Origin of the sequence: Streptomyces sp. NPDC087901 (assembly GCF_044742205.1) — a bacterium.
Taxonomy (GTDB): Bacteria; Actinomycetota; Actinomycetes; order Streptomycetales; family Streptomycetaceae; genus Streptomyces.
The window spans coordinates 197859-222967 of sequence record NZ_JBIUUC010000002.1 but is presented as its reverse complement, the minus strand read 5'-3'; the positions used below and the strand labels follow the sequence as shown (position 1 = coordinate 222967).

Sequence of the window (25109 nt, the reverse complement as noted above, 5' to 3'; positions counted from 1 at the left end):
TATCCCCGAGCCCGAGACCCCGCCACCCGGAGGGGCGCGGCGCGTGTGTCGGAAGGGAGCGTGTACGGCAGCGGGGCGACCTGGTGCGGCCGTCGTCACCGTACGAGTAGCCGAGAAGCCTGTGACACCGTACGAGAGCCGGGGCCCCGTGTCACCGTACGAGGAGCTGGAAATCGAAGGCGTAGCGCGAGGCACGGTAGAGGTGGGAGCCGAACTCGACCGCCCGGCCGGTGTCGTCGAAGGTGGTGCGCTCCATCGTGAGCAGGGCGGCGCTCTCGCCGAGCGGGCCGGCCTCCGCGGCGGTGGCCAGGCGGGCGCCGACGGTCTGGCGGGCGCTGTGCAGGGTGATGCCGGCGCCGCGCATCATCCGATAGAGGCCGGTGGCTGCGATCCGGTCACCGGAGAGGTCGAGGAGTCCGGCGGGCAGGTGGTTGCGCAGGAGGGCGAGGGGTTCGCCGTCCGCATGGCGCAGCCGCTCGATGTACTGGACCTCGGCGCCTTCCGGGACGCCCAGCGCCGCGGCGACCGCTGCCGTGGCGGGCCGGGCGGTGTTGGCCAGGACGGTGGTCGAGGGGTGCCGGCCCGCGGTCTCCAGGTCGTCGTAGAGGCTGCTGAGCTCGAGCGGGTGCCTGACCTTGCTGCGCAGCACCTGGGTGCCGACGCCGCGGCGCCGGACGAGCAGCCCCTTGTCCACGAGCGACTGGATGGCCTGGCGGACAGTGGGCCGGGACAGCCCGAGCCGGGCGGCGAGGTCGATCTCGTTGCCCAGCAGTCCACCGGGGGCGAGCCGGCCGTCCTCGATGGCCGCCTCCAGCTGCTGAGCGAGCTGGTAGTAGAGCGGGACCGGGCTGGATCGGTCCACGCCGAGGTTGAGGACCGTGGCGTCGGCGGTGGATTTCGGCACGTCGGGAGCGTAACGCGCACGTTCGCATCTCCGGTAGTCCGGTCGTCCTGTTGTCCGGACAGAGTCGATCTGAGATCAACCTGCCGAAACGGGCCCCAATTTGTCAGGACATACGGTTGACACCGTCACCGGTTGACGGCACGTTGGGACCATGCGCATCGGACTCCTCGGCACCGGCCGGATCGGCTCCTTCCACGCGGGAGTCCTCGCCCGCCATCCCGCGGTGGAGGCCCTGGTGGTGGCGGACCCCGACCCGGCCCGCGCGGCCGCCGTCGCCGACCGGACCGGTGCGCGGGCCGTGGCCACGGCGACGGAGGTCTTCGACGCCGGTGTGGACGCCGTGGTGATCGCCTCCGCCACATCCGCCCACGCCGAGCTGATCGGCCGGGCCGCCCGCGCGGGGCTGCCCACGTTCTGCGAGAAGCCCGTCGCCCTGGACCTGGCGGGCACACTCGGGGCGCTCCGCGCGGCGGAGCGTGCGCACAGCGTCCTCCAGCTCGGCTTCATGCGCCGGTTCGACGCCGGATACGCGGCGGCACGCGCCGCGGTGCGCGGCGGGGCGCTCGGCCGGCTCCACACCGTACGGACGGTGACGTCCGATCCGGCGCCGCCGCCCGCCGCGTACCTTCCGCTCTCCGGCGGGCTGTTCCGGGACTGTCTGATCCATGACTTCGACATGGTGCGCTGGGTGACGGGCCGTGAGGTGACGCGGGTGTACGCGACCGGGTCGGACGCCGGGCCCGAGATGTTCCGGGCTGCAGGCGACGTGGACACGGCGGCGGCGCTGCTGACGCTGGATGACGGCACCCTGGTCACGGCGACGGCGACCCGTTGCAACGGCGCCGGGTACGACGTACGGATGGAGCTCGCGGGCGAGCGCGACCAGATCGCGGTCGGCCTCGACGACCGCACACCCCTCACCTCCGCCGAACCGAAGGGCCCCGGCGCCCCGGCCGGACCCTGGACCGGGTTCCTTGAGCGCTTCGCCCCCGCGTACGAGGCCGAACTGGACGCCTTCGTCCGCCTGGTGCGCGGCGAGGCGGCCAATCCCTGCGACGGCCGGGAGGCGTTGCACGCGCTGCGGGTCGCGGAGGCGTGCGAGGTTTCGCGGCGCGAGCGGCGCCCGGTGGAGCTGACGGAGATCCCGTCCGCCTGACCCGGGCACACCGCCTGCCCGTTCACCATTTGACCGGCAGCCCCTCCGGCCCCCGGATGAGCATCCCCGTACGCCAGGTCAGCTCGGACGGATCGATGTCCAGTGCCAGCTCCGGGCAGCGCTCCAGCAGCGATCTGATGGCCACCGCCGCCTCGATGCGGGCCAGCGGCGCACCCAGGCAGTAGTGGATGCCGTGTCCGAAGGCCAGGTGCCCGCGGGCGTCCCGGGTGATGTCGAAACGGTCCGCCTCCGGGTAGCGGTGCGGGTCTCGGTTGGCATCCGACATCGCGACCAGGACGAGCTCGCCGCCGCCCGGAATCACCGTGCCGCCCACATCGATCGCTTCGGTGGTGAACCGGTACGTGGGTGTCTCCACCGGGCCCGCGTAACGGAGCATCTCCTCCACTGCGTTGTCGATGAGGCCGAAGTCGGCTCGCAGAGCTGCCAGTTGGTCCGGGTGCATGAGCAGGGCCAGCACACCGTTGGAGATCAGGTTGACCGTGGTCTCGTGCCCGGCGACGAGCAGCAGCCAGGCCATGCCCATCAGTTCGCCGGCGGAGAGCCGGTCACCCTCCTCGTCGGCTGTGTGGATCAGCGCGCTCATCAGGTCGTCGCCCGGCTGCTTGCGCTTGTCGTCGAGCAGCCCGGCCAGATAGCCGGACATCTCGGCGGTCGCGGCGCGGCGCGCGTCGCCGTCGATGGAGGACACCACGGTGTTGGACCACTCACGAAAGGCCCGGCGGTCGAGGAACGGTACGCCGAGAAGTTCGCAGATGACGGACATGGGCAGCGGGAAGGACAGGGACTCGACGAGATCGGTCCTGCGGTCAGGGCCCGCCAGCATGGTGTCGAGCAGATCGTCCGTCATCTGCTGGACGCGCGGGACGAGTTGCTGCATCCGGCGGGCGGTGAACTCGCGGGTCACGAGTTTACGCAGACGGGTGTGCGAAGGTGCGTCCGAGCTGAGCATGGAGGTCCCCGAGGCGACCTGGCTGACGCCGAGGGAGGGCGAGGCGTTGCGCCACTCCTTGGAGAATCGCTGGTCCGCGAGTGCGGCCCGGCCCTCCTCGTACCCGACCACGAGCCAGGCGGGTGTGCCCTCGGGGATCCGGACCCGGTGGACGGGGCCACGAGCCCGTAAGTCCGCGTAGACGGGGTACGGGTCACGGGTGAAGCGCTCACCGAGCGCCCCGAGGTCGAGTATCGCTTCGGTCGTCATGTGGAGCTCCTTCAGGACGAGGTGGCGCTCAGCACGGTGCCCTGGGCGACGGCACACAGTGTCTCTGCGCCGTCCTGACCCACGACAAACAGATCGCAGCGCGCCACGGCCTGCCGGCGGCCGGTGTGGACGACCTCCGCACGCGCGACCAGTGTGGCGCCGGTGGCCGGGCGGAGGTACTGGATCGAGAAGCCGCCGGTCAGTACCGCCGGGCCGAGCGTCGTTCCGGCGGCGAAGGTGAGGGCGTTGTCGGCTGCGTAGGCGAGCACGCCGCCGTGCAGGAATCCGTTCTGCTGCCGCAACGCCTCACGGCTGTCGATCTCCAGCGTGGCCGCGCCGTCGCCGAAGGCGGTGATCCGGGCGCCGACGAGGACGCTGAACGGCTGGCTGTCGAGCACCTTCTGTGCCATCTGCAGGTCGAGTCCGGTCATGACGGGGTCCTCTCTCTGTCTCGCCGGCGACAGCGTCCGGGAAGCGAACCTGCGTCACCGGCCCTCGGGGAGCCTGCGCGCTCCGCGGATCAGCATGCCCGGCAGCCGGTCCGGCTCCCCGGCGTCCGGGGCGAGTGCGAGTGCGAGTGCGAGTGCGAGTCGGGGCAGCGTTCCAGCAGTGTACGGATCGCGATGCGGCGCTCCGTGTGCCGGTCGCCCTGAGCCGCACGGTCCCTCAGGACGAGGAGTTCAGGACAGGCCGGTGTCAGCGTCGCCGTCACCATCGCCGTCGAGGAGGCCCGCGTCATGGACCAGCAGTGCGATCTGGACACGGTTGTTGAAGTCGAACTTGGCGAGGATCCGTGACACCTGGGTCTTCACCGTGGCCACGCTCAGATAGAGGGCTGCGGCGATCTCCGCGTTGGAGCGGCCGTGCCCGACGGCGACCGCCACCTCGCGCTCCCGGACGGCCAGCAACGCGATGCGCTGCCGCGCCCGTTCGGCGCGGCCCGCCCGCTCCTCCTGGCCGGAGCCCGCTGCGCGGGCCATCAGCTGACGGGTGACCGCGGGCGACAGGACGGGGTCGCCGGCCGCCACGCGCCGCACGGAGTCGACGATCTGCGCGGGCGGGGTGTCCTTGAGGACGAAGCCTGCGGCTCCGGCACGGATGGCGCGGAGCACCTGCTCGTCGGCGTGGAACGTCGTCAGGACGACGATCTCGGGGGCGTCGGGGCGGCTGCGCAGCGCCTCGGTCGCGGTCAGCCCGTCCATGACCGGCATCCGGATGTCCATCAGGACCACGTCCGGCCGGAGTCGGTCGACGAGTTCGGCGGCCTCGCTGCCGTCGGCCCCCTCCCCCACGATGTCGATGTCGTCGGCGCCGCCGAGCATGAGGGTGAGCCCCGCGCGTACCAGCGGGTCGTCGTCGACGATGAGCAGCCGGACAGGCCGGGGCTTGGGCGTGGGCGTCGGGTCGGTCATGAGGACCACGGTAGCCAGGCCCGCACCCCGAACCCGCCGTCCGGTTCCGGTCCGTGGCCGAGGCGGCCCCCCGCGAGGGTGGCCCGCTCCGTCAGGCCGATGAGGCCCTGGCCGGATCCCGGTACCTGCTCGAAGGGTTCGGTGGGGGCCGGGTTGCGCACCTCGACGGTGATCCCCTGCCCCGGGCCGCCGCCCACCGTGACGGTGACCTCGGTGCCGGGCGCGTGCTTACGGGCGTTGGTCAGGCCCTCCTGGGCGATGCGGTAGACGGTGCGGCCGGTGGCGGCGGGGGCGGCGGCAGGGTCGGCGATGCGGTTGTCGAGGGTGACCTTCATGCCGGCCAGCCGGGATTCGTCGACGAGGGTGTCCAGCGTGGCGAGAGTCGGCTGCGGCCGGTCGCCGTCGCCGTCACGGGGGCTGCGCAGGACGCCGATGATCTCGCGAAGGTCCTGGAGTGCCTCGTGCGCACTGTCCCGGATGACTCCGGCGGCGCGGGCGACTTCGGCCGGGGGTGCGTCGGGACGGAATTCCAGGGCGCCCGCGTGGACGCTGAGCAGGGTCAGCCGGTGGGCGAGGACGTCGTGCATCTCGCGGGCGATGTCCTCGCGGGCCAGCCGCTGCGCCTGCTCCGCGCGGAGTCCGGCCTCGGTCTCGGCCCGCCTGGCGCGCTCGCGCAGCGTGACGACGAGCTGGCGCCGGGACCGTACGACCATGCCCCAGCTGAGCACGAGCAGGACCAGCAGCACCCCGATGATGGTGGACGCGACATACGAGGTGGACGGGTCCGGGCGCAGATACGGCTGGACGGGGGCGACCAGCAGGGCTCCCGCGCCGATGAAGGCCACGGGGCGGAACGGCCGGTGGACGGCCACGCTGAACAGCGCCACCAGCCAGGCCCCCGCCGCGACCGGTTCGACGACGGACAGGAGTGTCAGCGCGACCGCGAGGCCGACGGGCCACCGGCGCCGGACCCACAGCGCGCAGCAGGCCGCGGCGCCGACAAGCGAGTCGATGAGGACAAAGACGTCGCGGGTGGTCTCGTCGGCGTCGATCGCGGCGACGGCCGCCAGCCCGATGCCCGCCGCGCACAGGAAGGCCGTGATGTCGACAATCCAGTCGCGCACAGTGCGGCGCGTCCGGCCGCCTCGGTCGCCCGGCAGCTCGGGGTCGGCCATCGCCGAGGGCAGCAGCCAGGGGTATTCGGTGCGCGTCATATCGACAAAGCTACGCAGCCGGGGCGGGGCTTCCGGACGTTCCGGTCCGCGAAGCGACCAAAGTCGCGGAAGCGGAGACTTTCGGACCTCCCGCGCAGACCACTGGCCGACGCGGCGCCCGTGCGCGGCCCGCCAGGCTCGTTCCCATGAAGAAGCTCTGCGAGACGGTCGGCTTCCTGGTCTTCGTCCAGGGTGCGGCCGGGCTGCTCCACGAATGGTTCGACTGGTTCAGGTTCCTCAGCGTGGTGCGGCGGCTGCCGTTCCTCGGTGACCACTCGTTGTTCGTCTGCATCGTGCTGGTGGTGACGGGGGTCGCCATCATGATCGCGTCGGACTCGATCAAGGAGTGAGCCGGCGGAGGTCAAGGGGTGACGGCGTCCGCGCTTCGGCGCCCCCACGCCGTTCCGGCCAGTACGAGCACCGCGCCCGCGACCCCGAGGACGCCGAGCCGTTCACCGCCGATCGCGATACCGACGGCGGCGGCCCACAGCGGTTCCGTGCCGAGCAGCAGGCTGACCCGGGACGGTGAGGTGCGGCGTACGGACCACATCTGCACGAAGAACGCGAAGAGCGTGCAGAAGACTGACAGGAACAGCAGCCCGGCCCACTCCCGGACGCCGAACCCGGCGGCGACCGACCAGGGCGACTCCCCGGTGCCGGGAGCGGCGGCCAGCAGGGCGAAGACCGCGACGGCGCTGCCGAGCTGGACCGTCGTCAGCGACAGCGAGTCCGCCGACTGGACGGACTTGATGCGCGCCATCAGGAGCACATGGAGGGTGCGGGCGAGTGCTGCGACCAGCATCAGCAGATCGCCCGCCGAGGGGCTGGTGAATCCGCCCCCCTGGGTCAGCAGCACCACTCCGGTGACGGAGAGCCCGGCAGCCGAGAGGAAGGCTCCGGTCGGCCGGGTCCGCGTCACGGCGGCCTCGGCCAGCGGGGTGAAGATCATGGTGAGGCTGATGATGAGCCCGGCGTTGGTCGCCGAGGTGTGCACGATGCCGTACGTCTCCACCAGGAAGATCCCGCTGAGCACCAGGCCCAGCAGTCCCGCACCCCGCCACTGGGCCGCACTCAGCACCCGCAGCCGGGACCATCCGGCAGCCACCAGGACGGGCAGCACGACGGCGAACCGCAGCACGAGGACGGCTATGACGGTCTGCGACGTGGTGATGCCCTTGGCGGCCAGATAGCTGGAACCCCAGACCACCGCGACGAGCAGGACCGGCAGATCGGTGACCCACGCCCGGCGCGGCGGGGCGAGGACGGGCACGGCGACAGAGGACACCCGGAACTCCTGGTTCTCCACAGGACTGATGTGGAGACCTCACTGGCTCGCACGCGGAGCGATCACGCTACCGGGCCCCCTCCTACAATGGCGAGCCCCGGGACCGGTCCGACGGCAACCGCCCCCACCTCACGGAGTACGGAGTCGCCAGATGGCGGGAGAGCGCCAGGACGGAAGGGTCGAACGGGGCAATCGCACCCGGCAGCTGGTCCTCGCCCGGGCGGCGGCGGTCGCTTCGGTCGAGGGCTTGGACGGCCTGTCCCTCGGTCGGCTGGCCACCGACCTCCGACTGAGCAAAAGCGGTGTGTTCGCCCTCTTCGGCTCCAAGGAGGAGCTCCAGCTGGCAACCGTGCGGACCGCCGTCGCGGTGTACGACGAGCATGTCGTGCAGCCGACCCGCGCCACGCCCGCCGGCCTCGGACGGATCCTGCGGATGTGCGAGCGCTGGATCGCGTACTCCCAGGGGCGGGTCTTCCCTGGGGGCTGCTTCTTCTACGCGGCCATCGCCGAGTTCGATGCCCGCGAGGGGGCGGTGCATGACGCGGTCGCGGCCGCGCAGGCCGGCTGGGTCGCGTTCGTGGAGCGGCGGATCGAGGAGGCGGTGACGCTGGGCGAGGTCCGTGAGGACTGCGATGTCCCGCAACTCGCCTTCGAGATCATCGCGTTCCTGGAGCTGGCCAACGGCGATTCCGTGCTCCGTGACAGCTCGGACAGCTATCCGAGGGCCGCGCGCGCGATCCTGAGCCGGCTGCGGACGGTGGCGGTGGACGCCTCGTCACTGCCGGCCGCGCTGTAGAGACCTGCACCACTCGACTCCGGCAGGGTCGGCAGGGCCGGTACGGACTGCCTGTCCGCCAAAACAAACAGCACGATCGTTCGTCCAGTTGTACTCTTACGGGCATCCGGCGCGGACGGCTGTGCCGAACCATGGAAGGGGTCACTCGTGCCGCACACCCTCTGGAGCACGGCATGGCAGGACGGCCCGGCCGCCGAGCCGCCCGGCCGCGGCACCGAAGTGGTCGTCTCCGTCACCGAGTTCGTCACCCACCGCCCCTGGACCACCCTCACCGTCGGGGCGGCCGGCATGCGGCTGCGCCGCACCTGGCCGCAGACGCCCGGCGCGGTCGGCATGTGGCTCTGGGCGGACGTCGGCCCCCGGATGAACCGCTCGGGATCGATCACGGTCTGGACCGCCCGCGAACACCTGCTGGGATTCGTGGCGCGCCCCGACCACCGGCGCATCGTGCACGCGTACCGGGGCCGGGGCACACTGCGCTCGGCCACCTGGCACACCCCGTTCACCGGCCGCACCGCGCTGCGCGAGTCCGCCTGGCGCCTGCTCTCCGGTGACGAGCCGTGGCCGCCCGCATCCGAGTCCTGAACCCGCTCATCCCCACCCCCTCACTCCCTCATCCCCACCCCTCGTCCCCACCCGCTCAGGCGCATCTCGCGAAAGGAACCCCACCATGGACATCGTGCAGTTCAACCGGGCCGCCGTCCTGGAATCCGTCCGCGTCGTGGAACGCGCGGCCCCCGGCGACTGGGACCGGCCCACACCCTGCGACCGCTGGACCCTGCGACTCCTCGTGGAGCACATGGGCGCCCAGCACATCGGGTTCGCCGCCGCCGCGCGGGGGCAAGGGGCCGACGCGTCCGCCTGGGAGCCCCGTCCGGCCGGCGACGATCCGGTGGCGTGGTACCGCGGGACGGCCCACGCCGTCCTGGACGGCTTCGCTCGGCCAGGCGTGATGGAGGGGCGGTTCACCCTTCCGGAGATCAGCGCGGAGGCGACATTCGCCGCGACCACCGCGATCGGGTTCCACTTCATCGACTACGTCGTGCACTCCTGGGATGTGGCCGCCACCCTGGGTGTGCGCACGGCCCTCCCCCCGGCCGTCGTCGAGGCCGCGCTGCCGATCGCCCAGCGCGTGCCGGGCGGGGCGCGGCGTGAACTGCCGGGCGCGGCCTTCCGGCCGGCCCTGGATCCCGGAGAGCGCGCGGGAGCCGATGGGTCCGGCACGCTGGGGCTCATCCTGTCGACGCTCGGTCGTTCACCGAAGTGGCGTCCTCCGCAGGGTGGTTGACGGGATCGGGTCTCGGCTCACGAGCCGGCCGGGACCGAGCCGAAGGTGGCCCGTCCGGCGGGCCGGTAGGTCTGGATCGCGATGCCGTTGGGCGTCGTCCGGGAGGCGGTCAGCTCGAAGGCCGTCGGCAGCCCGCCGTCCGGGAACAGGCGTAGCCCCCGGCCGAGCACGACGGGGTGGATGAGCAGGTTGTACTCGTCGATGAGGTCGTGCGCCATCAGGGACCTGGCGAGGGCGCCGCTGCCGTGGATCTGCAGTTCGCCGCCCTCCGTGCGGTCCTTGATCCGGGCCACCTCCTCTGTGACACCGGTGGAGATCACCGTGGTGTTCTCCCACTCGGCCTTCTCCAGCGTGGTCGAGACGACGTACTTGGGAAGAGCGTTGAGGCGGGAGGCGATCGGGTCGTCGGGGTCGGTGACCCCCGGCCAGTACCCGGCGAAGATGTCGTACGTACGCCGGCCCAGCAGGAACGCAGCGGCACGGTCGAAGACCTCGGTCATGAACCGCCCCATGTCCTCGTCCATGATCGGCGCGACCCAGCCGCCGTACTCGAAACCGCTGCTCGTGTCCTCCTCGGGCCCGCCGGGGGCCTGCATGACGCCGTCGAGGGTCAGAAATGTGGTGAGCGTCAGCTTTGCCATGGTCCTGCTCCTTCGGGAACTCCTGACGATTCCGCTTCCATCAGTTCCGACCCCGCCCGCGGCCGGAACTCATCGGCCGGACCCGCCGCCGTACCGGAGTCGGCGTCCGTTTCCCGCCGGTGTCCGGTGCGCCGAAGGACTTTGCTTGGTCCTGTCAGCACGACCGGCAACGGACAGGAACCCTGATGAACAGCACCGTCAGCACGAACCGCACCGCACTCGTCACCGGCGGCAGCCGCGGCATCGGCGCCGCGACCGCCCTGCGGCTCGCCCAGGACGGCGCCGATGTGGCGCTGACCTACGTACAGGACGAGGACGCCGCCCGCGAGGTCGTGCGCAAGATCGAGGCGGGCGGCCGCCGCGCAGTCGCCCTGCGCGCGGACTCGGCCGACCCGGAGGCCGTCCCCGCGGCGGTGCACCGGACGGCGGAGACCTTCGGCCGGCTCGACATCCTGGTCAACAACGCCGGCATCGGCGTCCTCGGCCCGATCGGCGACCTCACCGACGCCGATGTCGACCGGGTGCTCGCAGTCAACGTACGGGCGGTCTTCCTGGCCTGCCGAGCAGCGGCCGGTGTACTGGAGCAAGGGGGCCGCATCATCTCCGTCGGTACGGCCCTGAGCCGGTACGCGGGCGGTCCCGGCTCCACCCTCTACGCGATGAGCAAGTCGGCGCTGTCCGGACTGACCAAGCCGCTCGCCCGCGAGCTCGGCCCGCGCGGCATCACGGTCAATCTGGTCCAGGCCGGTGCGGTCGACACGGACATGAACCCTGCCGACGGCCCGTACGCCGCCGGGCAGCGGGCGGCGAACGCGCTGGACCGGTTCGCCGTGCCGGGCGAAGTGGCCGCGATGATCGCGTACTTGGCCAGTGACGAGGCTGCGTACATCACCGGTGCGGAAATGGTCGTGGACGGTGGCCACACGGCCTGACCGTGGCAGGGTGAGGACGATGATTCCGGCCTGAGGAGGCGCTCATGTCCGCACCGGGAGAAGAGGACGACCGTATGCCGGAGGACGACCGTCCACTGTACGAGCGGTTCGGATTCCGCATCGCCAGGCGGGGATACGACCGCGATCAGGTCGAGGCCTACCTCACCCGGCTCCTCGGCGGCGCCCCGCCGGTCGGCGCCCCGGCCTTCGAACTGGTCCGCCGCGGCTACGAGCGGGACCGGGTCGACGAGGTCATCACCCGGTTGCACGGCGAGGCGGCGGGCCGGGGCGGTCAGACCTGACCAGCTCGTTAGGCTGGCCGGGCAGTGATCCGCCGAGAAGGGACGATCATGCCCGCGACCCCGGTACACACCCTCAACGACGGCCGTACGCTCCCCGTGGTGGGGCTCGGCACCTGGCCACTGGACGACGACGCGGCCGAGGAGGCGGTCGCCGGGGCGCTGGGTCTCGGCTACCGGCTCGTCGACACCGCGCTGAACTACGGCAACGAGACCGGTACGGGCCGCGGCATCGCCCGCAGCGGCGTGCCGCGGGAGGACATCCTCGTCACCACCAAGGTGCCGGGCCGGCACCAGGGTTACGAGAAGACCCTCGCCTCGTTCGAGGAGTCCCGTCGCCACCTCGGGCTCTCCTACGTGGATCTGTATCTCATCCACTGGCCGCTGCCCCGCGTCGATCTGTACGTGGACACCTGGCGGGCACTGATCCGGCTGCGCGAGGACGGGCTCGTGCGCTCGATCGGGGTCTCCAACTTCACCGCGGCCCATCTCGCGCGGCTGGAGGAGGAGACGGGCGTGCTGCCCGCCGTCAACCAGATCGAGATGCATCCGCGGCTGCCGCAGGAGGAGCTGCGGGCCGTGCACGCCGCCAAGGGCATCGTGACGGAGAGCTGGAGCCCACTGGGGCGCGGCCGCGACCTGCTGGCCGACCCGGAGCTCGTCGCGATCGCCGCAGCGCACGGGGTGACGCCGGGCCGGGCGGTGCTGCGCTGGCACACGCAGCTGGGTGCCGTCCCGATCCCCAAGTCGGCCGACCCGGGCCGGCAGCGCGAGAACCTCGACCTGTTCGGCTTCGAGCTGACACCGGACGAGCTGGCCCGCATCTCCGCCGGTCCGCAGGAGCGGTTCGGCGGCGACCCCGAGGTGCACGAGGAGTTCTGAGGCGGGAGGGCGGCGAACCGCCCTCCGTTTCAGCTGGACCGCGGCTGCACCTCTGCCATACGGGACCAGCCCTCGCCCGGTACCTCGACATTGATGATCTCGGGCACCTCCGCCACCAGGTCCGCCATCGTGTCCATCGCCGCCGCGAAGTGCGCCGACTGCACGTGGGCCGCACCGGCCTCGGGGGAGGCGAACGCCTCCAGCAGCACGAACTGGTCCGGGTTCTCGACGCTGCAGGACCAGTCGAAGAACACGTTCCCGGGCTCCTGCCGGGTGGCGACGGTGAATTCCTCGACGGCCGGAAGCCAGTTGTCGCGCTCGGCCGTGCGGACGGTGAACTTGACGGCGATGAAGATCATGGCGACTCCTGTGGGGGATGCGAGTGAACCCGGGCAGGGTCCCACATCCCCAACGGTATCGCCCGAATACGGACAGCCTTCAACAGGGGCGGTCAGCCCCCGCCGGAAAGCCTCGGGCAGGGAGCGGTTCAGCCGCCCAGCTCGATGTGACGGGCAGCCAGCCGCGCGGCACCCTGTGGGGTCAGCGAGCCGAAGAGGCGCAGCCGCGAGATGCCACCGTCCGGGAAGATGTCGACGCGGACCTCGTCGGCCCGCACTGCCTCGGCCAGGACGAAGCGGTGGTTGGTGTCGGGCTGCAGCCGGGTCCTGGGCAGGATTTCGACCCAGCCGCCACCCTTGGCGTCCCGGGCCGAAAGGCTAGCCCAGCCCGCCGAGTTGCCCTTCAGGTAGGCGGTGTCGATCTCGACGGCACGGATCTCCGCCTCTTCGACGAGGTGGTAGTGGATCCAGTCGTTGCCCTTGTCGCGCCGGCGCCGGGTCTCCCAGCCGTCGTCCATCTTGCGGGACCTGCCGGGCTGGATGGTGTTGGTCGCCGGGGAGTAGAAGCGGTCCGACGCGTCCTCGACCCGGCCGCCGTTCTCCAGCGCGACCAGATCGAAGGTGCCGAGCGCCGTCAGCCAGGCGGGATCCGGGGCGACTTCCCCGTACACCCGGAGCCTGGCTATGCCCCCATCGGGGTGCTGGCTGACCCGCAGGTGGGTGAAGCGCTGCGCGGCTTCGACGGTGAAGCCGTTCGCCGCGTGGCCGCCGACGGCCGTACGGGGGACGAGCGTCGTCCACGTCACGCCGGGCGCGAGGAGGTCGTCGGGGGACGGCGATCCGGGCAGCGAGACACCCTCGACGGAGACCGCCTGCGGGTAGTTGCCACGGAAGTGGGCGGTGTCGACGACGATGCCGCGTACGACACCCGGGGCACCGAGGCGGACCAGTGCCCAGTCGTGGTCCTCGTCCACCGGGTGGGGCTGTACGGCACTCACGCCGCGGCGGCGGCGGGTCTCCCAGCCGTCCATGATCTTGCCCTTGTGCCCGAAGTGCTCGGGGTCGAAGTGGGCGGGCTCCGGCTTCAGGAGGTTCTCGCGCTCCGCGAAGAACTCGTCGTTGGCGGCGATCACACCCGCGCCGAGCCGCCGGTCGGCGAGGTCGACGAGGTGAGTGAAGGGGAAGGCTGCGGTGCGGTAGTCGGCGTAGGGGTCGCCACCGCCGTACGGGTTCGCGTCGCCGGTGAAGTGCGCTGTCGCCGTCATGGTCACTTGTTCCTTGTCTGGAGGCGGCCGGTGGGCTCGGCGAGGATGCCTTCGGCGGCGATCCGTACGCCGCGCAGCCATGTCGACCGCACGACGCCGTGCAGGGTCCGGCCGGCGTATGCGGTGACCTGGTTGCGGTGGAAGAGTTCGGCCGGGTCGACGGTGAAGGTCGCGTCGGGTGCCAGGACGGCGAAGTCGGCGTCGCGGCCCGCCTCGATCGCACCCTTGGCGGTGAGACCGGCCAGTGCGGCGGGGGCGGCCGACATCCAGCGGGCGACGTCGTCGAGGGAGTGACCCCGCCTGCGGGCCTCGGTCCAGATGGCGGGCAGCCCGAGCTGGAGGGAGGAGATGCCGCCCCAGGCGGACGCGAAGTCCGGCGTCTTGAGGTCGGTGGTGCAGGGCGAGTGGTCGGAGACGATGCAGTCGATGGTGCCGTCGGCGAGCCCCTGCCACAGCGCGTCCTGGTTGGCGGCCTCACGGATGGGCGGACAGCATTTGAACTCGGTTGCCCCGTCGGGGACTTCTTCGGCGGTGAGGGTGAGGAAGTGCGGGCAGGACTCGACGGTGACGCGGACACCCTCGCGCTTGGCGGCGGCGATCAGCGGCAGTGCGTCACTGGAGGAGAGGTGCAGGATGTGGACGCGCGCGTTCAGCCGCTTCGCGTGGGCGATGAGTCCCTCGATCGCCGTGTTCTCGGCGTCGCGCGGCCGTGAGGCGAGGAAGTCGGCGTAGGCGGGGCCGCCGCGCTGCGGTGCGGCCTCCAGGTGGTGCGGGTCCTCGGCGTGCACGATCAGCAGGCCGCCGAAGCCCGCGATCTCGGCCATCGACCGGGCCAGCTGCTCCTGGTCCAGCTCGGGGAACTCCTCGACGCCGGAGGGCGAGAGGAAGCACTTGAAGCCGAACACCCCGGCCTCGTACAGGGGGCGCAGATCCTTGACGTTCGAAGGGATGGCGCCGCCCCAGAAGCCGGTGTCGACGTGGACCTTGGGGGCCGCCACCTGCTGCTTGACGCGCAGGTGCTCGACGGTGGTGGTCGGCGGGAGGGAGTTGAGCGGCATGTCGAGCAGGGTGGTGATCCCGCCGGCCGCGGCGGCGCGGGTCGCGGTGTAGAACCCTTCCCACTCGGTGCGGCCCGGATCGTTCACATGGACGTGCGTGTCCACGAGTCCGGGCAGCAGGACGTCGTCACCGAGGTCCTCCACCCGGGCGCCCTCCGGCACCTCGGCGTCATACGGCAGGACGGCGTCGATCGTCCCGCCCGCGACATGGACCGCGGCGGGACGCGTGCCCCCGGGGGTGACGACACGCGTCGAGCGCAGTACCAGTTCCACGTCCGTACCCGACACCGGTGCTCCTCACTTCATGAATTCAACGAACTGTTGAAGGAGTCTTCACTCGCGAATGCGACCCGTCAAGACCCCATCCTCCGCTCGGGACACTCAGCCGACCACGCGTGCCACCGACTGGAGATTTCCACAGAGTAAAAGACTGATTTCGCAGTGCGGAATGTAGAATGGGCTGTGCGCGACGCCGTGCAGACCGCCGGCCCGGCCGCGGCACCTGGGACGAACGGGCCCTGACCGGCCAGGACGGTGCCCTTGCGACAGTGGGCCGATCGGGAAGTGCCCGGTAGGCTGCTGCCTTGCTCTTCCGCTTCGAAAGGACCGTTGACGTGCCGCCGTCCCACGCCAGCACTTCCGCCTCCAAGCCCGCCGGTTCCAGCGGCGGTGTGCAGTCCCTTGAGCGCGCCTTCGACCTGCTGGAGCGGATGGCCGATGCGGGGGGCGAGGTCGGCCTGAGCGAGCTCTCCGCGAGCAGCGGACTCCCGCTGCCCACCATTCACCGGCTCATGCGCACGCTCGTGGTGTGCGGCTACGTACGCCAGCAGCCCAACCGGCGCTACGCGCTCGGCCCGCGCCTGATCCGGCTCGGCGAGTCCGCCGCGCGACTGCTCGGCACCTGGGCCCGCCCCTATCTGGCCCGGCTGGTCGAGGAGACCGGCGAGACGGCCAACATGGCGCTGCTCGACGGCGACGAGGTCGTGTACGTGGCGCAGGTGCCGTCCAAGCACTCGATGCGCATGTTCACCGAGGTGGGCCGCCGGGTGCTGCCGCACTCCACCGGCGTCGGCAAGGCACTCCTGGCGCACACCCCGCCGGACGAGGTGCGGGCCCTGCTCACGCGCACCGGGATGCCGGCCGCGACCGAGAAGACGATCACCACCCCGGACGGTTTCCTGGACGCCCTGGAGCAGGTCCGCAGGGTGGGCTATGCGGTGGACGACAACGAGCAGGAAATAGGGGTCCGCTGTCTGGCGGTCTCGGTGCCCAACTCCCCCACCTCCGCCGCGATCTCGATCTCCGGCCCGGCAGGCCGGGTGACCGAGGCAGCCACCGAGCGGATCGTGCCGATCCTCCAGCAGGCCGCGAAGGAGCTGTCCGAGGCCCTGGCCAGCAGCGGGTCGGCCGGCTGAGACGCGAGGAGGGGCGGCCGGAGCCTTCGTGCTCCGGCCGCCCCTTCGCCGTATCCGCCCCCACGGCACTCAGGCCGGTGCCGGGGCCGGGGCGGTCAGTCTGCCGTCCTCCATCGTGACCGTCAGGTCCATCCGGTCCAGATGGGTCCGGTCGTGGGTGACCATGACGGTCGCCGTGGACCGCTGACGGGTCAGCGAGACGAGGAGATCGAGCACCGCCGCGCCCCGTTCGTGGTCCAGGGCGCTGGTCGGTTCGTCGACGAGCAGCACCGCGGGGTCGTTCATCAGGGCCCTCGCGATGTTGATCCGCTGACGCTGACCGCCCGAGAGCTGATGGGGCCGGCGGTCGGCCTTGTCGGCGAGACCGACGGCGTCGAGCAGTTCCAGCGCGCGGGCGCGGGCGGTCCGGGCCGCACCTCCGGACAGGTGGGCCATGACCTGGAGCTGTTCCGCCGCGGTCAGGGACGGCAGCAGGTTCGGCTGCTGGAAGACGATGCCGATCCGTTCGCGGCGCAGCGCCGCCTTGTCGGCCCGGCCCAGCCCCGCGGTGTCCGTGCCGGCGACGACGACAGCGCCTTCGTCGGGGGTGACCAGGGTGGCCGCCACGGCGAGCAGACTCGACTTCCCGGAGCCGGAGGGGCCGACGACCGCGGTGAGCGTGCCCGCAGGTACATCGAGTACGACGCGGTCCAGGGCGGTGAGCCGCCCGTCGCCGTCGGGGTAGGTGAGCGTGACGTCGGTGAGCGTGAGGGTCATCGGGCACTCCGGGGTGTGGTGCGCGGGGTGGGAGTCGGCGTGGCTTTCATCGGGCGCTCCGGGGTGTGGTGCGCGGGAGTGAGCGGCGGTGCGGCCGTCATCGCGCGCTCCCGAGCGCGGTGAGCGGGTCGACGGCGGTGATCCGCCTGATGGACAGGGCCGCCCCGACCGCTCCGAGGGCGATCATCACAGCCGCCGGGACGAGGACGGTCGACGCCTCCAGGACGAAGGGCACGGCTCCGCCGCCGACGAGCGCACCGATGCCGGAGGCGAGCGCGGTGCCCAGCCCCGTACCGATCGCAAGCATCACCACGGCCTGCCCGAGTGCGTCCCGCAGCAGATACGGCGTGGAGACACCCAGCGCCTTGAGAACGGCGACATCGCCGCTGCGCTGAATCGTCCAGACGGTGAAGAAGGCGCCGATGACCAGGGCGGAGATGGCGAAGAGGAAGCCACGCATCAGCTGGAGCGAGCCGTTCTCGGCCTGGTAGGAGCCGATGGCGGTGAGGGAGCCGTCGAGCGTGAGCGTGCTGGTGCCCGCCGCCCGGTCACCGGCGGCCAGATCGGCCCCGCCGGTGGTGGTCAGCGCGATCACGGTGGCGTGCTCCGCGCCGCCCTCGCCGTCGGCCCCGAACCGCTGCCAGTCGGCGAGTGCCGTCCACACGACCGGCGTATGGCTGTACGAGGCGTCGCCGGCGACCGCTGCGACGGTGACCTCGTCGCCGCCGAGCAGCAGCCGCTCACCCGCGCCGGCAGCCAGGTCCTCGGCGGCCTGCTCGGAGAGCACGACCGTGCCCGGTCCGACCGGGGTGCCCGAGGGCGCCAGGCCGCTGCCCGGTTCGACACCGAACGCCGAGACGGCCGCCGTCCGCTCCCCCGCCGCCGCGGCGGCGTTCAGCGTGCGGATGCCGAGCGGCTGCGCCGCCTCGACCCCCGGCTGCTTCTCCCAGCTCCGCCAGGCGGTCTCGCGTACGGTCGAATTGGTGAAGGACACCGACTGGCCGTCGGGCGGGGCGGCGAACGCCAGGTGGTCGGCGTTCAGCCCCGTGACGGCCGAGGTGTTCTCCCGGGCCAGCCCGGCCGTGAGGCCGGACAGCAGGCCCACGAGCAGCGTGATCAGGACCACGACCGTGCCCATGAGCGCGAACCGGCCCTTGGCGAACCGAAGATCTCTCCATGCGACGAACATGACTCCAGCCTCGGCATTCACCGCCGCGGAAACATCGCCCGCGGGCCGGTCCCGACATCAACCTTTCGATTGACCGGCCCCGCACACCCCGCGTCTACGCTGGACGAATCATGGAAACGCGTGTCCATCCCCCGGTCGCCGCCGCACTGCGGCTGTGTCTGCATGCCCTGCTGCTGGGACTGCTGGCGCTCGCCGCGGTCAAGGCCGTGAGCGGGGACGCCCCGCACTCCGGTGCCGTCGTCGTGGTCGCGGGCGTGCTGGCCGCGGTCTACGCGGCGGGGGCACTGGCCCCGTCCGTCCAGCCCCGGACCCGGGCGGGGGCGCTCTGGCTCGCGGTACTCGGGGCTCTGTGGCTGGTGCTGCTGGCCTTGTCGCCGGACGCGCTGTGGCTGGCGTTCCCGCTCTACTTCCTCCAGCTTCACCTGCTGCCGATCCGCTGGAGCCTGCCCGCCGTCGTGGCGACGGCGGTGGCCGCGATCACCAGTTTCCTGCTGCACGGCGAACCGGTCACCGCCGGCACGTTCATCGGCCCGCTGCTCGGGGCGGCCGTCGCGGTCGCCATGGTCCTCGGGTACGACGCGCTGTTCCGCGAGAGCGAGCGGCGGCGCGAGCTCATCGAGGAGCTCGTCTCGACCCGTGCGGAGCTGGCCGAGGCCGAGCGCACCGCGGGGACGCTCGCCGAACGCGAACGGCTGGCCCGCGAGATCCACGACACCCTCGCGCAGGGCCTCTCCAGCATCCAGCTGCTGCTGCGCGCAGCGGAGCGCACCCTTCCGGCGGACGCCCCCGCCGCGGCCCATGTCCGCCAGGCCCGGGAGGCGGCCCAGGACAATCTCGCCGAAGCCCGTCGGTTCGTGCGCGCCCTGACTCCACCCGATCTGGAGAACGGCTCCCTGGCCGCCGCCCTGGAGCGGCTCTCGGCCCGCACCACCGCTCCCGCGCTCGCGGTGAGTTTCGCGGTCAGCGGCACCCCGGTGGAGCTGCCCACGCCGTACGAGGTGGCACTGCTGCGTACCGCGCAGTCGGCGCTCGCCAACACGGTGCAGCACGCCGGCGCGCGGCGGGCGGAGATCACCCTGAGCTTCATGGACACCTCGGTGGCGCTGGACGTGGTCGACGACGGCCACGGCTTCACGGACGGCTCCGCCGCGAGCACGGGCACCGGAACGGGAGGCTTCGGCCTGCCGGCCATGCGGTCCCGGGCCCGTTCGCTGGGCGGCACCCTGAGTGTCGAATCGGCGCCCGGCCACGGCACGGCCGTCGCCCTGACCCTGCCGCTGCCGCTCCCCGTCGGCCGGACCGGACAGGACGCCGCATGACGCCTCCGATCAGACTGCTGCTCGCCGACGACCACCCGGTGGTCCGGGCGGGGCTGCGTGCCGTACTGGACACAGAGCCGGACTTCCGCGTCGACGCCGAGGCCGCCACCGCCGAACGGGCGGTGGCCCTGGCAGCGACCGGTGAGTTCGACGTCGTCCTGATGGACCTGCAGTTCGGTACGGGTCTGCACGGTTCGGAGGCCACCGCCGCGATCACCGCGGCGCCGGACGCGCCCCGGGTGCTGATCCTGACGACGTACGACAGCGACGCCGACATCCTCGCGGCGGTGGAGGCGGGCGCGGCGGGCTATCTGCTCAAGGACGCCCCGCCGGAGGAGCTGGCCGCCGCGGTACGTACGGCGGCTGCCGGCCGCTCCGCCCTGGCGCCGGCCGTCGCGCACCGGCTGATGGACCGCATGCGGATGCCGGCCCAGGCGCTCACCAAGCGCGAGCTGGAGGTGCTGCAACTGGTCGGCGAGGGGCTGTCGAACCTGCAGATCAGCAAGAAGCTCTTCCTCAGCCAGGCGACGGTGAAGTCCCATCTGGTGCACATCTACGCCAAGCTGGGCGTGGACTCGCGCACCGCGGCCGTCGCGGCGGCGACGGCCCGCAGGCTGATCCGCCGCTGAAGCCACTGAGGTGGCCCCCGGCCCCTCCAGCGGCTTCAACGGCGCGGCGACTCACACATCGGCGGCGCGGCGCTCACACGTCAACGCGCGGCAGCCCGCAGAATCAGCGGCGCGGCGGCTCGCCGAACAGATCGACGGCGATCCGTACGTCCCTGAGCGCCGACGCCAGCGCGCTGACCGAACCGACCGCCCCCGCGATCAGCAGCAGTGACCGGCGGAGCCGGGGAATCTCGGGCGCGCCGCCGGCCGCCATCGCGTCCAGCGCCGCCAGCTCGTCCTCGGCGATGGCGCGGTCCGGGAACTCCGCCGGATGTCCGGCCAGCTCCCGGCGGAGCCGGGCGACGGCCGTACGCAACTCCGTCACTCTCGGGTCCTCATCACTGCTGGTCACCCGCGCCTGCCCCACGCTCTTCAACAAAGCACTCCCCCTCGCACATCTTTGTGCCGGTGTTTCGACCAAGCCCCGTACCGTGGTCAAGTGTCCGGGGGTGCGGGCAAGTTAACGCCATGACAGGTGCCGGGCGCCACTCCGCGGACGGAACTCGGAGTGTCCCGCACATTGACGCGGGCGGGCGGGCCGGTCCGGTCCGTGCGGGAACGGCCCGTCTGGGGTATCCAGGCGGCATGACAAGCACACCGCACGCGCCCTCCTCACCCTCCCCGTCCGCCTCCCCCGTCATTGCCGGACTGCTGCTCGCGGCGGGCGGCGGGCGCCGGCTCGGCGGGCGCCCGAAGGCCCTGCTGGAGCACCGCGGCCGCCTGCTGGCCGACCACGCGGTGGAGACGCTCCGGGCGGGCGGCTGCGGGCCGGTACAGGTGGTGCTGGGCGCGTCGGCCGACGAGGTGCGCGCGAAGGCGGAACTGTCGGGCGTCGGGTTGACGGTCAACCCGGAGTGGGCCGAGGGCATGGGCTCCTCGCTACGGGCGGGGCTCACCGCCCTCACCGGTACGGGTGCGGACGCGGTTGTCGTCCTCCTGGTCGACCAGCCCGGCATCGGCGCCGAAGCGGTGGCCCGGGTGCGGGCGGCGTACCGCTCGCGGACGAGCCTGGCGGCGGCCTCGTACGGCGGGGAGCGCGGCCATCCGGTGCTCTTCGGGGCCGATCTGTGGGCGGACATCGCGGTGGGCGCGGTGGGCGATCAGGGGGCCCGGGCGTATCTGCGGGCGCACCGCGATGCGATCACGCTCGTCGAGTGTTCGGATGTGGCTCAGGCCTACGACATCGACACGGCGGAGGACCTCTCCCACCTTGAGTGAACGTACTGGCACGCTGCGCCAGCAAGCTCCCACTTCTGTCGACCCGGAGAGTCTCGACATCAACAAACCATTGAACTTCCACCATGAGGAAACTACTATCCACTGGTCAGAAGCCCTCTGCACCTCAGACGGCGCCCACGGCCGCATCCCGGAGCCATGGCACGCCGTGCCATTTCAGGCGACCCGGCGACCGTGAGACGTCGCCCGCACCGCCCGCTGAAGGAGTGACAGCTCATGTCCGCACCAGCGCCGTCCTCGCTGGCCATCGTCGATGCCGAACCCCTGCCCCGGCAGGACGAGGTCCTCACCCCCGCGGCCCTCACGTTCGTGGCCGAGCTGCACCGCCGGTTCACGCCCCGGCGCAATGAGCTGCTCGCCCGGCGCGGTGAGCGCCGCGCCGAGATCGCCCGCACCTCCACGCTGGACTTCCTGCCGGAGACCGCCGCTGTCCGTGCGGACGACTCCTGGAAGGTCGCACCGGCGCCCGCCGCTCTGAACGACCGCCGGGTGGAGATCACCGGTCCGACCGACCGCAAGATGACCATCAACGCCCTGAACTCGGGCGCCAAGGTCTGGCTCGCCGACTTCGAGGACGCCTCCGCCCCGACGTGGGAGAACGTCATCCTCGGCCAGCTCAACCTGATCGACGCGTACAACCGCGCCATCGACTTCACCGACCCGAAGTCCGGCAAGTCGTACGCCCTGAAGCCCGCCGACGAGCTCGCCACGGTCGTCACCCGCCCCCGCGGCTGGCACCTGGACGAGCGGCACCTCCAACTCGACGGCACCCCGGTGCCCGGCGCGCTGGTCGACTTCGGCCTCTACTTCTTCCACAACGCGCAGCGCCTGATCGATCTCGGCAAGGGCCCCTACTTCTACCTCCCCAAGACGGAGTCGCACCTGGAGGCCCGCCTCTGGAACGACATCTTCGTCTTCGCCCAGGACTACACCGGCATCCCGCAGGGCACCGTCCGCGCCACGGTCCTGATCGAGACGATCACCGCCGCGTACGAGATGGAGGAGATCCTCTACGAGCTCCGCGACCACGCCTCCGGGCTGAACGCCGGCCGCTGGGACTACCTCTTCTCCATCGTCAAGAACTTCCGTGACGGCGGCCCTAAGTTCGTCCTGCCCGACCGCAACCTGGTCACGATGACCGCCCCGTTCATGCGGGCGTACACCGAACTCCTGGTCCGCACCTGCCACAAGCGCGGCGCCCACGCCATCGGCGGCATGGCGGCCTTCATCCCGTCGCGCCGGGACGCCGAGGTCAACAAGGTCGCGTTCGAGAAGGTCAAGGCCGACAAGGACCGTGAGGCGAACGACGGCTTCGACGGCTCCTGGGTCGCCCACCCCGACCTGGTCCCGATCGCCATGGCCTCCTTCGACGCGGTCCTCGGTGAGAAGCCGAACCAGAAGGAGCGGCTGCGCGAGGACGTCTCGGTGGCGGCGGGCGATCTGATCGCCGTCGACACCCTGGACGCCAAGCCCACGTACGACGGTCTGCGCAACGCCGTCGCCGTCGGCATCCGCTACATCGAGGCGTGGCTGCGCGGCATGGGCGCGGTCGCCATCTTCAACCTGATGGAGGACGCGGCCACCGCCGAGATCTCGCGCTCGCAGATCTGGCAGTGGATCAACGCGGACGTGGTCTTCGAGAACGGGGAGCACGCCACGGCGGAGCTGGCCCGCAAGATCGCGGCCGAGGAACTGACCACGATCCGCACCGAGATCGGCGACGAGGCCTTCGCCGCCGGCAAGTGGCAGCAGGCCCACGACCTGCTGCTCCAGGTCTCCCTGGACCAGGACTACGCGGACTTCCTGACGCTGCCGGCGTACGAGCAGCTGCGCTGACAACCCTGGCGTACGCGACCGCTCCCGGTGCCGTCCGTCGGCACCGGGAGCGGTGTCATCGTGCATCCGATGCACCTGATCCCCGTTCGGTTCAGCTCAGCTGACTCCACTCCAGTTCAGTCCAGTCCGGTCCAGTTCACTCCAGTCCAGGATGATCGGATTGCTGAGCGCCGCCATGTGCCCTTCGCGATGGCGTACCTCGATGCGGACGAACGCCGAATCCGCCGCGCTGACGCGACACTCCACGGCATCCGGTCCCGAGCGGGTGAGCGGCGCCCGGTGCACCATCCCTCGCTCGGTGTGAAAGCTGACAGTGCCCGACGGCACACCGCGTACCTCCGCTCTCGCGACCACGGCTGACCCATCGCCGGCTTCCAGCCGTTCACCGATCCCGGCGCTCCGGTCACCCGCAGAGACCGTGAACGAGAGCTCGACGGCGAGCGAATCGGTGATCCAGGTCCGGCCCGCTCGGATCCCGGCGAGGATGTCGTCGGGACTCAGGCCTTCGGCAAACACGGCAGTGTGCGGGACACCGATCTGGTTCTTGAGGTGGGTGTCGCTGTTGCCGATCGCCGGCCGCCACCGTCCCTGGTGGATGTCCGCAGCCAGGCTTCGCCCCCATTCGGCCAGGGCGGCCTCGTTGTCCGCCTGCCACGGCACGTCCGAACTCCACGGCCCGTTCCACACCTCGACCACGTCGAAGCCCTGGAACGGGTACATGAACGTGCCTGAGGAGTACGGCGCGTGAGGGTGGGCGGCGACGCAGAGCCCACCGGCTCCGTGGACCTCGTCCAGATACCGGTCGATCATGTTGTCCCGCACGCCGTAGCGCCACTCGACCACGTGACCTGAAGGGATCCCCAGCGCGAGCCAGTGCCCGGTCCGGGTGACGACCTCCTGGCCCGGGATCACCAGCAGACCGTCGCCGCTGAGCCGACTCCAGGCGCCGTGCGTCGCGGACGTGTTGTGCTCGGTGGCCGCGAGGAAGTCCAGCCCCGCCGCCCGCGCATCAGTCACGAGCTGCTCCGGCGTCAGCTCGCCGCCGTTCGAGACGGCCGAGTGCACATGGCAGTCACCTCGGTACCAGCCGCGCCCCCGGCCGGCCACCGACGCTGCTGAAGACTCTGAAGGTTCCGACTCGGACATGCGTTCTCCCTGCCGTCTCATGAAGAAGATCGCACGAACACCTGACCGGCTCCTGTGAAATCATCCCCGCGTCGGCCCTCGGCCCTCGGCCCTCGGCCCCCGCCCCGTCACGCATCGACCCAAGGGAGCACCGCGCCCCATGCCCGTGCATTCTCTGGCCCACTCGCCGCTCTCCAGCACCGTGGTACAGGAGTTGCTGGCGATGCCCGCCATGCAGGCCGTCCCCGAGGAGGAGTTCGACGAGTACAGCGAGAGGGAACTCGGCTGGGCGTACACCGATCTCGTCTGCGACGCGGTCCTCACCAGGCACCATCACGTCCTGTGGTACGAGGGCACCCCGTTGGGCGACGCGGAGTGCACGCTGGTCCTGACGTTCGGTGAGGCGTATCCCGTCAATCCCCCGGATCCCGACGAATACGGCCACGACTCGCTCGTCGAGCTCGTCGAGGACTGGGCCGGACTTCCGGGCTGGGTCCTTCTCGATACACCCTCCGAAGCGGAGTGCGACGCCGTGCTCGACCGGGCGGCGGATGTCCTCGCCGCCGAGCTCGGTCCACCCCTGCGGACGCTGCGCTCCGACGGATGGCTCAGTCTGGGGCCCCATCTGCAGTGCCGTATATGGCGCATGGGCGAGCACGGCGTCGTGCTCGCCCCGCGCGAGGACGGCGGCCCCTACGGCTATCTGACCCACCTGGTCCTGACCGTGCACCCCTGGCCGGCGGGCGAGGAGCTGCCCGTCGCGGACGAGGACTGTCTGCGATGGGTGCGGGACCGCATCATCCTGTGACGGTGTGCGCGAGCGGACGCCGGAGCCCGGCGGACGCTCGCGCGTGACCGGACCACGGAGTCCGCCGG

General features: G+C 71.5%; 28 protein-coding genes. 14 read left to right on the top strand and 14 right to left on the bottom strand.

All coding sequences use genetic code 11. The features are described 5' to 3' along the window. Positions 1-151: 151 nt before the first annotated feature. Complete coding sequence (locus tag ACIOEW_RS06575; protein ID WP_401961903.1) at positions 152-904, bottom strand: GntR family transcriptional regulator; 753 nt, start codon at positions 902-904, stop codon at positions 152-154. 151 nt (positions 905-1055) lie between these two features. Between ACIOEW_RS06575 and ACIOEW_RS06570 the strand changes: the two genes are divergently transcribed. Further along, positions 1056-2060 (top strand): Gfo/Idh/MocA family oxidoreductase, encoded by a 1005-nt coding sequence (locus ACIOEW_RS06570; protein ID WP_401961900.1) that lies wholly within the window; start codon positions 1056-1058, stop codon positions 2058-2060. A gap of 22 nt (positions 2061-2082) precedes the next feature. Here ACIOEW_RS06570 and ACIOEW_RS06565 read toward each other — a convergent pair whose 3' ends face one another. The 4 genes from ACIOEW_RS06565 to ACIOEW_RS06550 all read right to left on the bottom strand — a co-directional run bounded on the left by ACIOEW_RS06565 (position 2083) and on the right by ACIOEW_RS06550 (position 5905). Continuing rightward, positions 2083-3279, bottom strand: a complete 1197-nt coding sequence (locus ACIOEW_RS06565) for a cytochrome P450 (protein WP_401961898.1) — start codon at positions 3277-3279, stop codon at positions 2083-2085. Between the two features lie 11 nt (positions 3280-3290). Continuing rightward, entirely contained in the window at positions 3291-3710 is a 420-nt protein-coding gene (locus ACIOEW_RS06560; protein WP_362548979.1) for a PaaI family thioesterase, read from the bottom strand. Positions 3711-3959: 249 nt separating this feature from the next. After that, on the bottom strand, positions 3960-4691 hold the full coding sequence (locus tag ACIOEW_RS06555; RefSeq protein ID WP_401961896.1) for a response regulator: 732 nt from the start codon (positions 4689-4691) through the stop codon (positions 3960-3962). After that, entirely contained in the window at positions 4688-5905 is a 1218-nt protein-coding gene (locus tag ACIOEW_RS06550) for a sensor histidine kinase (protein ID WP_401961893.1), read from the bottom strand. The genes ACIOEW_RS06555 and ACIOEW_RS06550 overlap by 4 nt, the downstream gene beginning before the upstream one ends. A gap of 146 nt (positions 5906-6051) precedes the next feature. On the opposite strand from ACIOEW_RS06550, the gene ACIOEW_RS06545 reads away from it, so the two are divergent. Then, on the top strand, positions 6052-6255 hold the full coding sequence (locus ACIOEW_RS06545; protein ID WP_401961890.1) for a hypothetical protein: 204 nt from the start codon (positions 6052-6054) through the stop codon (positions 6253-6255). A gap of 11 nt (positions 6256-6266) precedes the next feature. Here ACIOEW_RS06545 and ACIOEW_RS06540 read toward each other — a convergent pair whose 3' ends face one another. Beyond that, positions 6267-7190: a DMT family transporter gene (locus ACIOEW_RS06540; RefSeq protein WP_401961888.1), complete on the bottom strand. Its 924-nt coding sequence runs from the start codon at positions 7188-7190 to the stop codon at positions 6267-6269. Between the two features lie 151 nt (positions 7191-7341). Between ACIOEW_RS06540 and ACIOEW_RS06535 the strand changes: the two genes are divergently transcribed. The 3 genes from ACIOEW_RS06535 to ACIOEW_RS06525 all read left to right on the top strand — a co-directional run bounded on the left by ACIOEW_RS06535 (position 7342) and on the right by ACIOEW_RS06525 (position 9274). Beyond that, positions 7342-7986, top strand: a complete 645-nt coding sequence (locus ACIOEW_RS06535; RefSeq protein ID WP_401961885.1) for a TetR/AcrR family transcriptional regulator — start codon at positions 7342-7344, stop codon at positions 7984-7986. 147 nt (positions 7987-8133) lie between these two features. Further along, positions 8134-8571: a hypothetical protein gene (locus ACIOEW_RS06530; RefSeq protein WP_401961883.1), complete on the top strand. Its 438-nt coding sequence runs from the start codon at positions 8134-8136 to the stop codon at positions 8569-8571. Between the two features lie 85 nt (positions 8572-8656). Next, complete coding sequence (locus ACIOEW_RS06525; protein ID WP_401961881.1) at positions 8657-9274, top strand: TIGR03086 family metal-binding protein; 618 nt, start codon at positions 8657-8659, stop codon at positions 9272-9274. Positions 9275-9291: 17 nt separating this feature from the next. On the opposite strand, the gene ACIOEW_RS06520 is transcribed toward ACIOEW_RS06525, so the two are convergent. Continuing rightward, positions 9292-9915 (bottom strand): dihydrofolate reductase family protein, encoded by a 624-nt coding sequence (locus tag ACIOEW_RS06520; RefSeq protein ID WP_401961879.1) that lies wholly within the window; start codon positions 9913-9915, stop codon positions 9292-9294. 185 nt (positions 9916-10100) lie between these two features. On the opposite strand from ACIOEW_RS06520, the gene ACIOEW_RS06515 reads away from it, so the two are divergent. Genes ACIOEW_RS06515 through ACIOEW_RS06505 form a run of 3 tightly spaced genes read left to right on the top strand, consistent with a single transcriptional unit; the run spans position 10101 to position 12028 of the window. After that, a complete protein-coding gene (locus tag ACIOEW_RS06515) occupies positions 10101-10847 on the top strand; it encodes an SDR family NAD(P)-dependent oxidoreductase (protein WP_401961877.1) in 747 nt (248 codons plus the stop codon). A 44-nt stretch (positions 10848-10891) separates the two neighbouring features. After that, entirely contained in the window at positions 10892-11149 is a 258-nt protein-coding gene (locus tag ACIOEW_RS06510; protein ID WP_401961875.1) for a hypothetical protein, read from the top strand. A 48-nt stretch (positions 11150-11197) separates the two neighbouring features. After that, positions 11198-12028 (top strand): aldo/keto reductase, encoded by an 831-nt coding sequence (locus ACIOEW_RS06505; protein ID WP_401961872.1) that lies wholly within the window; start codon positions 11198-11200, stop codon positions 12026-12028. A 29-nt stretch (positions 12029-12057) separates the two neighbouring features. On the opposite strand, the gene ACIOEW_RS06500 is transcribed toward ACIOEW_RS06505, so the two are convergent. The 3 genes from ACIOEW_RS06500 to allB all read right to left on the bottom strand — a co-directional run bounded on the left by ACIOEW_RS06500 (position 12058) and on the right by allB (position 14977). After that, entirely contained in the window at positions 12058-12387 is a 330-nt protein-coding gene (locus ACIOEW_RS06500) for a putative quinol monooxygenase (protein WP_350997567.1), read from the bottom strand. A 128-nt stretch (positions 12388-12515) separates the two neighbouring features. Then, positions 12516-13631: an allantoicase gene (alc, locus tag ACIOEW_RS06495; protein WP_401961871.1), complete on the bottom strand. Its 1116-nt coding sequence runs from the start codon at positions 13629-13631 to the stop codon at positions 12516-12518. A gap of 2 nt (positions 13632-13633) precedes the next feature. After that, complete coding sequence (gene allB, locus ACIOEW_RS06490) at positions 13634-14977, bottom strand: allantoinase AllB (protein ID WP_401961868.1); 1344 nt, start codon at positions 14975-14977, stop codon at positions 13634-13636. Between the two features lie 326 nt (positions 14978-15303). On the opposite strand from allB, the gene ACIOEW_RS06485 reads away from it, so the two are divergent. Further along, entirely contained in the window at positions 15304-16104 is an 801-nt protein-coding gene (locus ACIOEW_RS06485; RefSeq protein WP_362549028.1) for an IclR family transcriptional regulator, read from the top strand. Positions 16105-16173: 69 nt separating this feature from the next. Here the strand turns inward: ACIOEW_RS06485 and ACIOEW_RS06480 are convergent, their stop codons facing one another. Continuing rightward, positions 16174-16860 (bottom strand): ABC transporter ATP-binding protein, encoded by a 687-nt coding sequence (locus tag ACIOEW_RS06480; protein ID WP_401961865.1) that lies wholly within the window; start codon positions 16858-16860, stop codon positions 16174-16176. Positions 16861-16957: 97 nt separating this feature from the next. Beyond that, the gene (locus tag ACIOEW_RS06475; protein ID WP_401961863.1) at positions 16958-18049 is read right to left on the bottom strand and encodes an ABC transporter permease; all 1092 of its coding nucleotides are present in this window, start codon (positions 18047-18049) and stop codon (positions 16958-16960) included. 110 nt (positions 18050-18159) lie between these two features. Between ACIOEW_RS06475 and ACIOEW_RS06470 the strand changes: the two genes are divergently transcribed. Then, positions 18160-19368 carry a sensor histidine kinase gene (locus ACIOEW_RS06470; RefSeq protein ID WP_401961861.1) on the top strand — a complete coding sequence of 403 codons (1209 nt, stop codon included), beginning with the start codon at positions 18160-18162 and terminating at the stop codon, positions 19366-19368. Next, the gene (locus tag ACIOEW_RS06465) at positions 19365-19997 is read left to right on the top strand and encodes a response regulator transcription factor (protein WP_362549038.1); all 633 of its coding nucleotides are present in this window, start codon (positions 19365-19367) and stop codon (positions 19995-19997) included. Before ACIOEW_RS06470 ends, ACIOEW_RS06465 begins: the two co-directional genes overlap by 4 nt. Before the next feature lie 103 nt (positions 19998-20100). Here the strand turns inward: ACIOEW_RS06465 and ACIOEW_RS06460 are convergent, their stop codons facing one another. Then, positions 20101-20415 (bottom strand): DUF5955 family protein, encoded by a 315-nt coding sequence (locus ACIOEW_RS06460; RefSeq protein WP_362549041.1) that lies wholly within the window; start codon positions 20413-20415, stop codon positions 20101-20103. A gap of 206 nt (positions 20416-20621) precedes the next feature. Between ACIOEW_RS06460 and ACIOEW_RS06455 the strand changes: the two genes are divergently transcribed. Then, a complete protein-coding gene (locus ACIOEW_RS06455) occupies positions 20622-21254 on the top strand; it encodes an NTP transferase domain-containing protein (protein ID WP_401961859.1) in 633 nt (210 codons plus the stop codon). 234 nt (positions 21255-21488) lie between these two features. After that, complete coding sequence (gene aceB / locus ACIOEW_RS06450; RefSeq protein ID WP_401961857.1) at positions 21489-23108, top strand: malate synthase A; 1620 nt, start codon at positions 21489-21491, stop codon at positions 23106-23108. A gap of 96 nt (positions 23109-23204) precedes the next feature. Here the strand turns inward: aceB and ACIOEW_RS06445 are convergent, their stop codons facing one another. Further along, positions 23205-24254 carry a CehA/McbA family metallohydrolase gene (locus tag ACIOEW_RS06445; RefSeq protein ID WP_401961855.1) on the bottom strand — a complete coding sequence of 350 codons (1050 nt, stop codon included), beginning with the start codon at positions 24252-24254 and terminating at the stop codon, positions 23205-23207. Between the two features lie 139 nt (positions 24255-24393). Here ACIOEW_RS06445 and ACIOEW_RS06440 point away from each other — a divergent pair, with 139 nt between their 5' ends. After that, positions 24394-25041 (top strand): hypothetical protein, encoded by a 648-nt coding sequence (locus tag ACIOEW_RS06440; RefSeq protein WP_401961853.1) that lies wholly within the window; start codon positions 24394-24396, stop codon positions 25039-25041. The last annotated feature ends 68 nt before the right edge of the window (positions 25042-25109 follow it).

Bases quoted from the DNA above. Each gene is read 5' to 3' on its own strand.
- ACIOEW_RS06570 (WP_401961900.1), top strand. From the start codon at position 1,056: ATGCGCATCGGACTCCTCGGCACCGGCCGGATCGGCTCCTTCCACGCG.
- ACIOEW_RS06565 (WP_401961898.1), bottom strand. From the start codon at position 3,279: ATGACGACCGAAGCGATACTCGACCTCGGGGCGCTCGGTGAGCGCTTC.
- ACIOEW_RS06560 (WP_362548979.1), bottom strand. From the start codon at position 3,710: ATGACCGGACTCGACCTGCAGATGGCACAGAAGGTGCTCGACAGCCAG.
- ACIOEW_RS06555 (WP_401961896.1), bottom strand. From the start codon at position 4,691: ATGACCGACCCGACGCCCACGCCCAAGCCCCGGCCTGTCCGGCTGCTC.
- ACIOEW_RS06550 (WP_401961893.1), bottom strand. From the start codon at position 5,905: ATGACGCGCACCGAATACCCCTGGCTGCTGCCCTCGGCGATGGCCGAC.
- ACIOEW_RS06545 (WP_401961890.1), top strand. From the start codon at position 6,052: ATGAAGAAGCTCTGCGAGACGGTCGGCTTCCTGGTCTTCGTCCAGGGT.
- ACIOEW_RS06535 (WP_401961885.1), top strand. From the start codon at position 7,342: ATGGCGGGAGAGCGCCAGGACGGAAGGGTCGAACGGGGCAATCGCACC.
- ACIOEW_RS06525 (WP_401961881.1), top strand. From the start codon at position 8,657: ATGGACATCGTGCAGTTCAACCGGGCCGCCGTCCTGGAATCCGTCCGC.
- ACIOEW_RS06520 (WP_401961879.1), bottom strand. From the start codon at position 9,915: ATGGCAAAGCTGACGCTCACCACATTTCTGACCCTCGACGGCGTCATG.
- ACIOEW_RS06515 (WP_401961877.1), top strand. From the start codon at position 10,101: ATGAACAGCACCGTCAGCACGAACCGCACCGCACTCGTCACCGGCGGC.
- ACIOEW_RS06510 (WP_401961875.1), top strand. From the start codon at position 10,892: ATGTCCGCACCGGGAGAAGAGGACGACCGTATGCCGGAGGACGACCGT.
- ACIOEW_RS06505 (WP_401961872.1), top strand. From the start codon at position 11,198: ATGCCCGCGACCCCGGTACACACCCTCAACGACGGCCGTACGCTCCCC.
- ACIOEW_RS06500 (WP_350997567.1), bottom strand. From the start codon at position 12,387: ATGATCTTCATCGCCGTCAAGTTCACCGTCCGCACGGCCGAGCGCGAC.
- alc (WP_401961871.1), bottom strand. From the start codon at position 13,631: ATGACGGCGACAGCGCACTTCACCGGCGACGCGAACCCGTACGGCGGT.
- ACIOEW_RS06480 (WP_401961865.1), bottom strand. From the start codon at position 16,860: ATGACCCTCACGCTCACCGACGTCACGCTCACCTACCCCGACGGCGAC.
- ACIOEW_RS06475 (WP_401961863.1), bottom strand. From the start codon at position 18,049: ATGTTCGTCGCATGGAGAGATCTTCGGTTCGCCAAGGGCCGGTTCGCG.
- ACIOEW_RS06470 (WP_401961861.1), top strand. From the start codon at position 18,160: ATGGAAACGCGTGTCCATCCCCCGGTCGCCGCCGCACTGCGGCTGTGT.
- ACIOEW_RS06465 (WP_362549038.1), top strand. From the start codon at position 19,365: ATGACGCCTCCGATCAGACTGCTGCTCGCCGACGACCACCCGGTGGTC.
- ACIOEW_RS06455 (WP_401961859.1), top strand. From the start codon at position 20,622: ATGACAAGCACACCGCACGCGCCCTCCTCACCCTCCCCGTCCGCCTCC.
- aceB (WP_401961857.1), top strand. From the start codon at position 21,489: ATGTCCGCACCAGCGCCGTCCTCGCTGGCCATCGTCGATGCCGAACCC.
- ACIOEW_RS06445 (WP_401961855.1), bottom strand. From the start codon at position 24,254: ATGTCCGAGTCGGAACCTTCAGAGTCTTCAGCAGCGTCGGTGGCCGGC.
- ACIOEW_RS06440 (WP_401961853.1), top strand. From the start codon at position 24,394: ATGCCCGTGCATTCTCTGGCCCACTCGCCGCTCTCCAGCACCGTGGTA.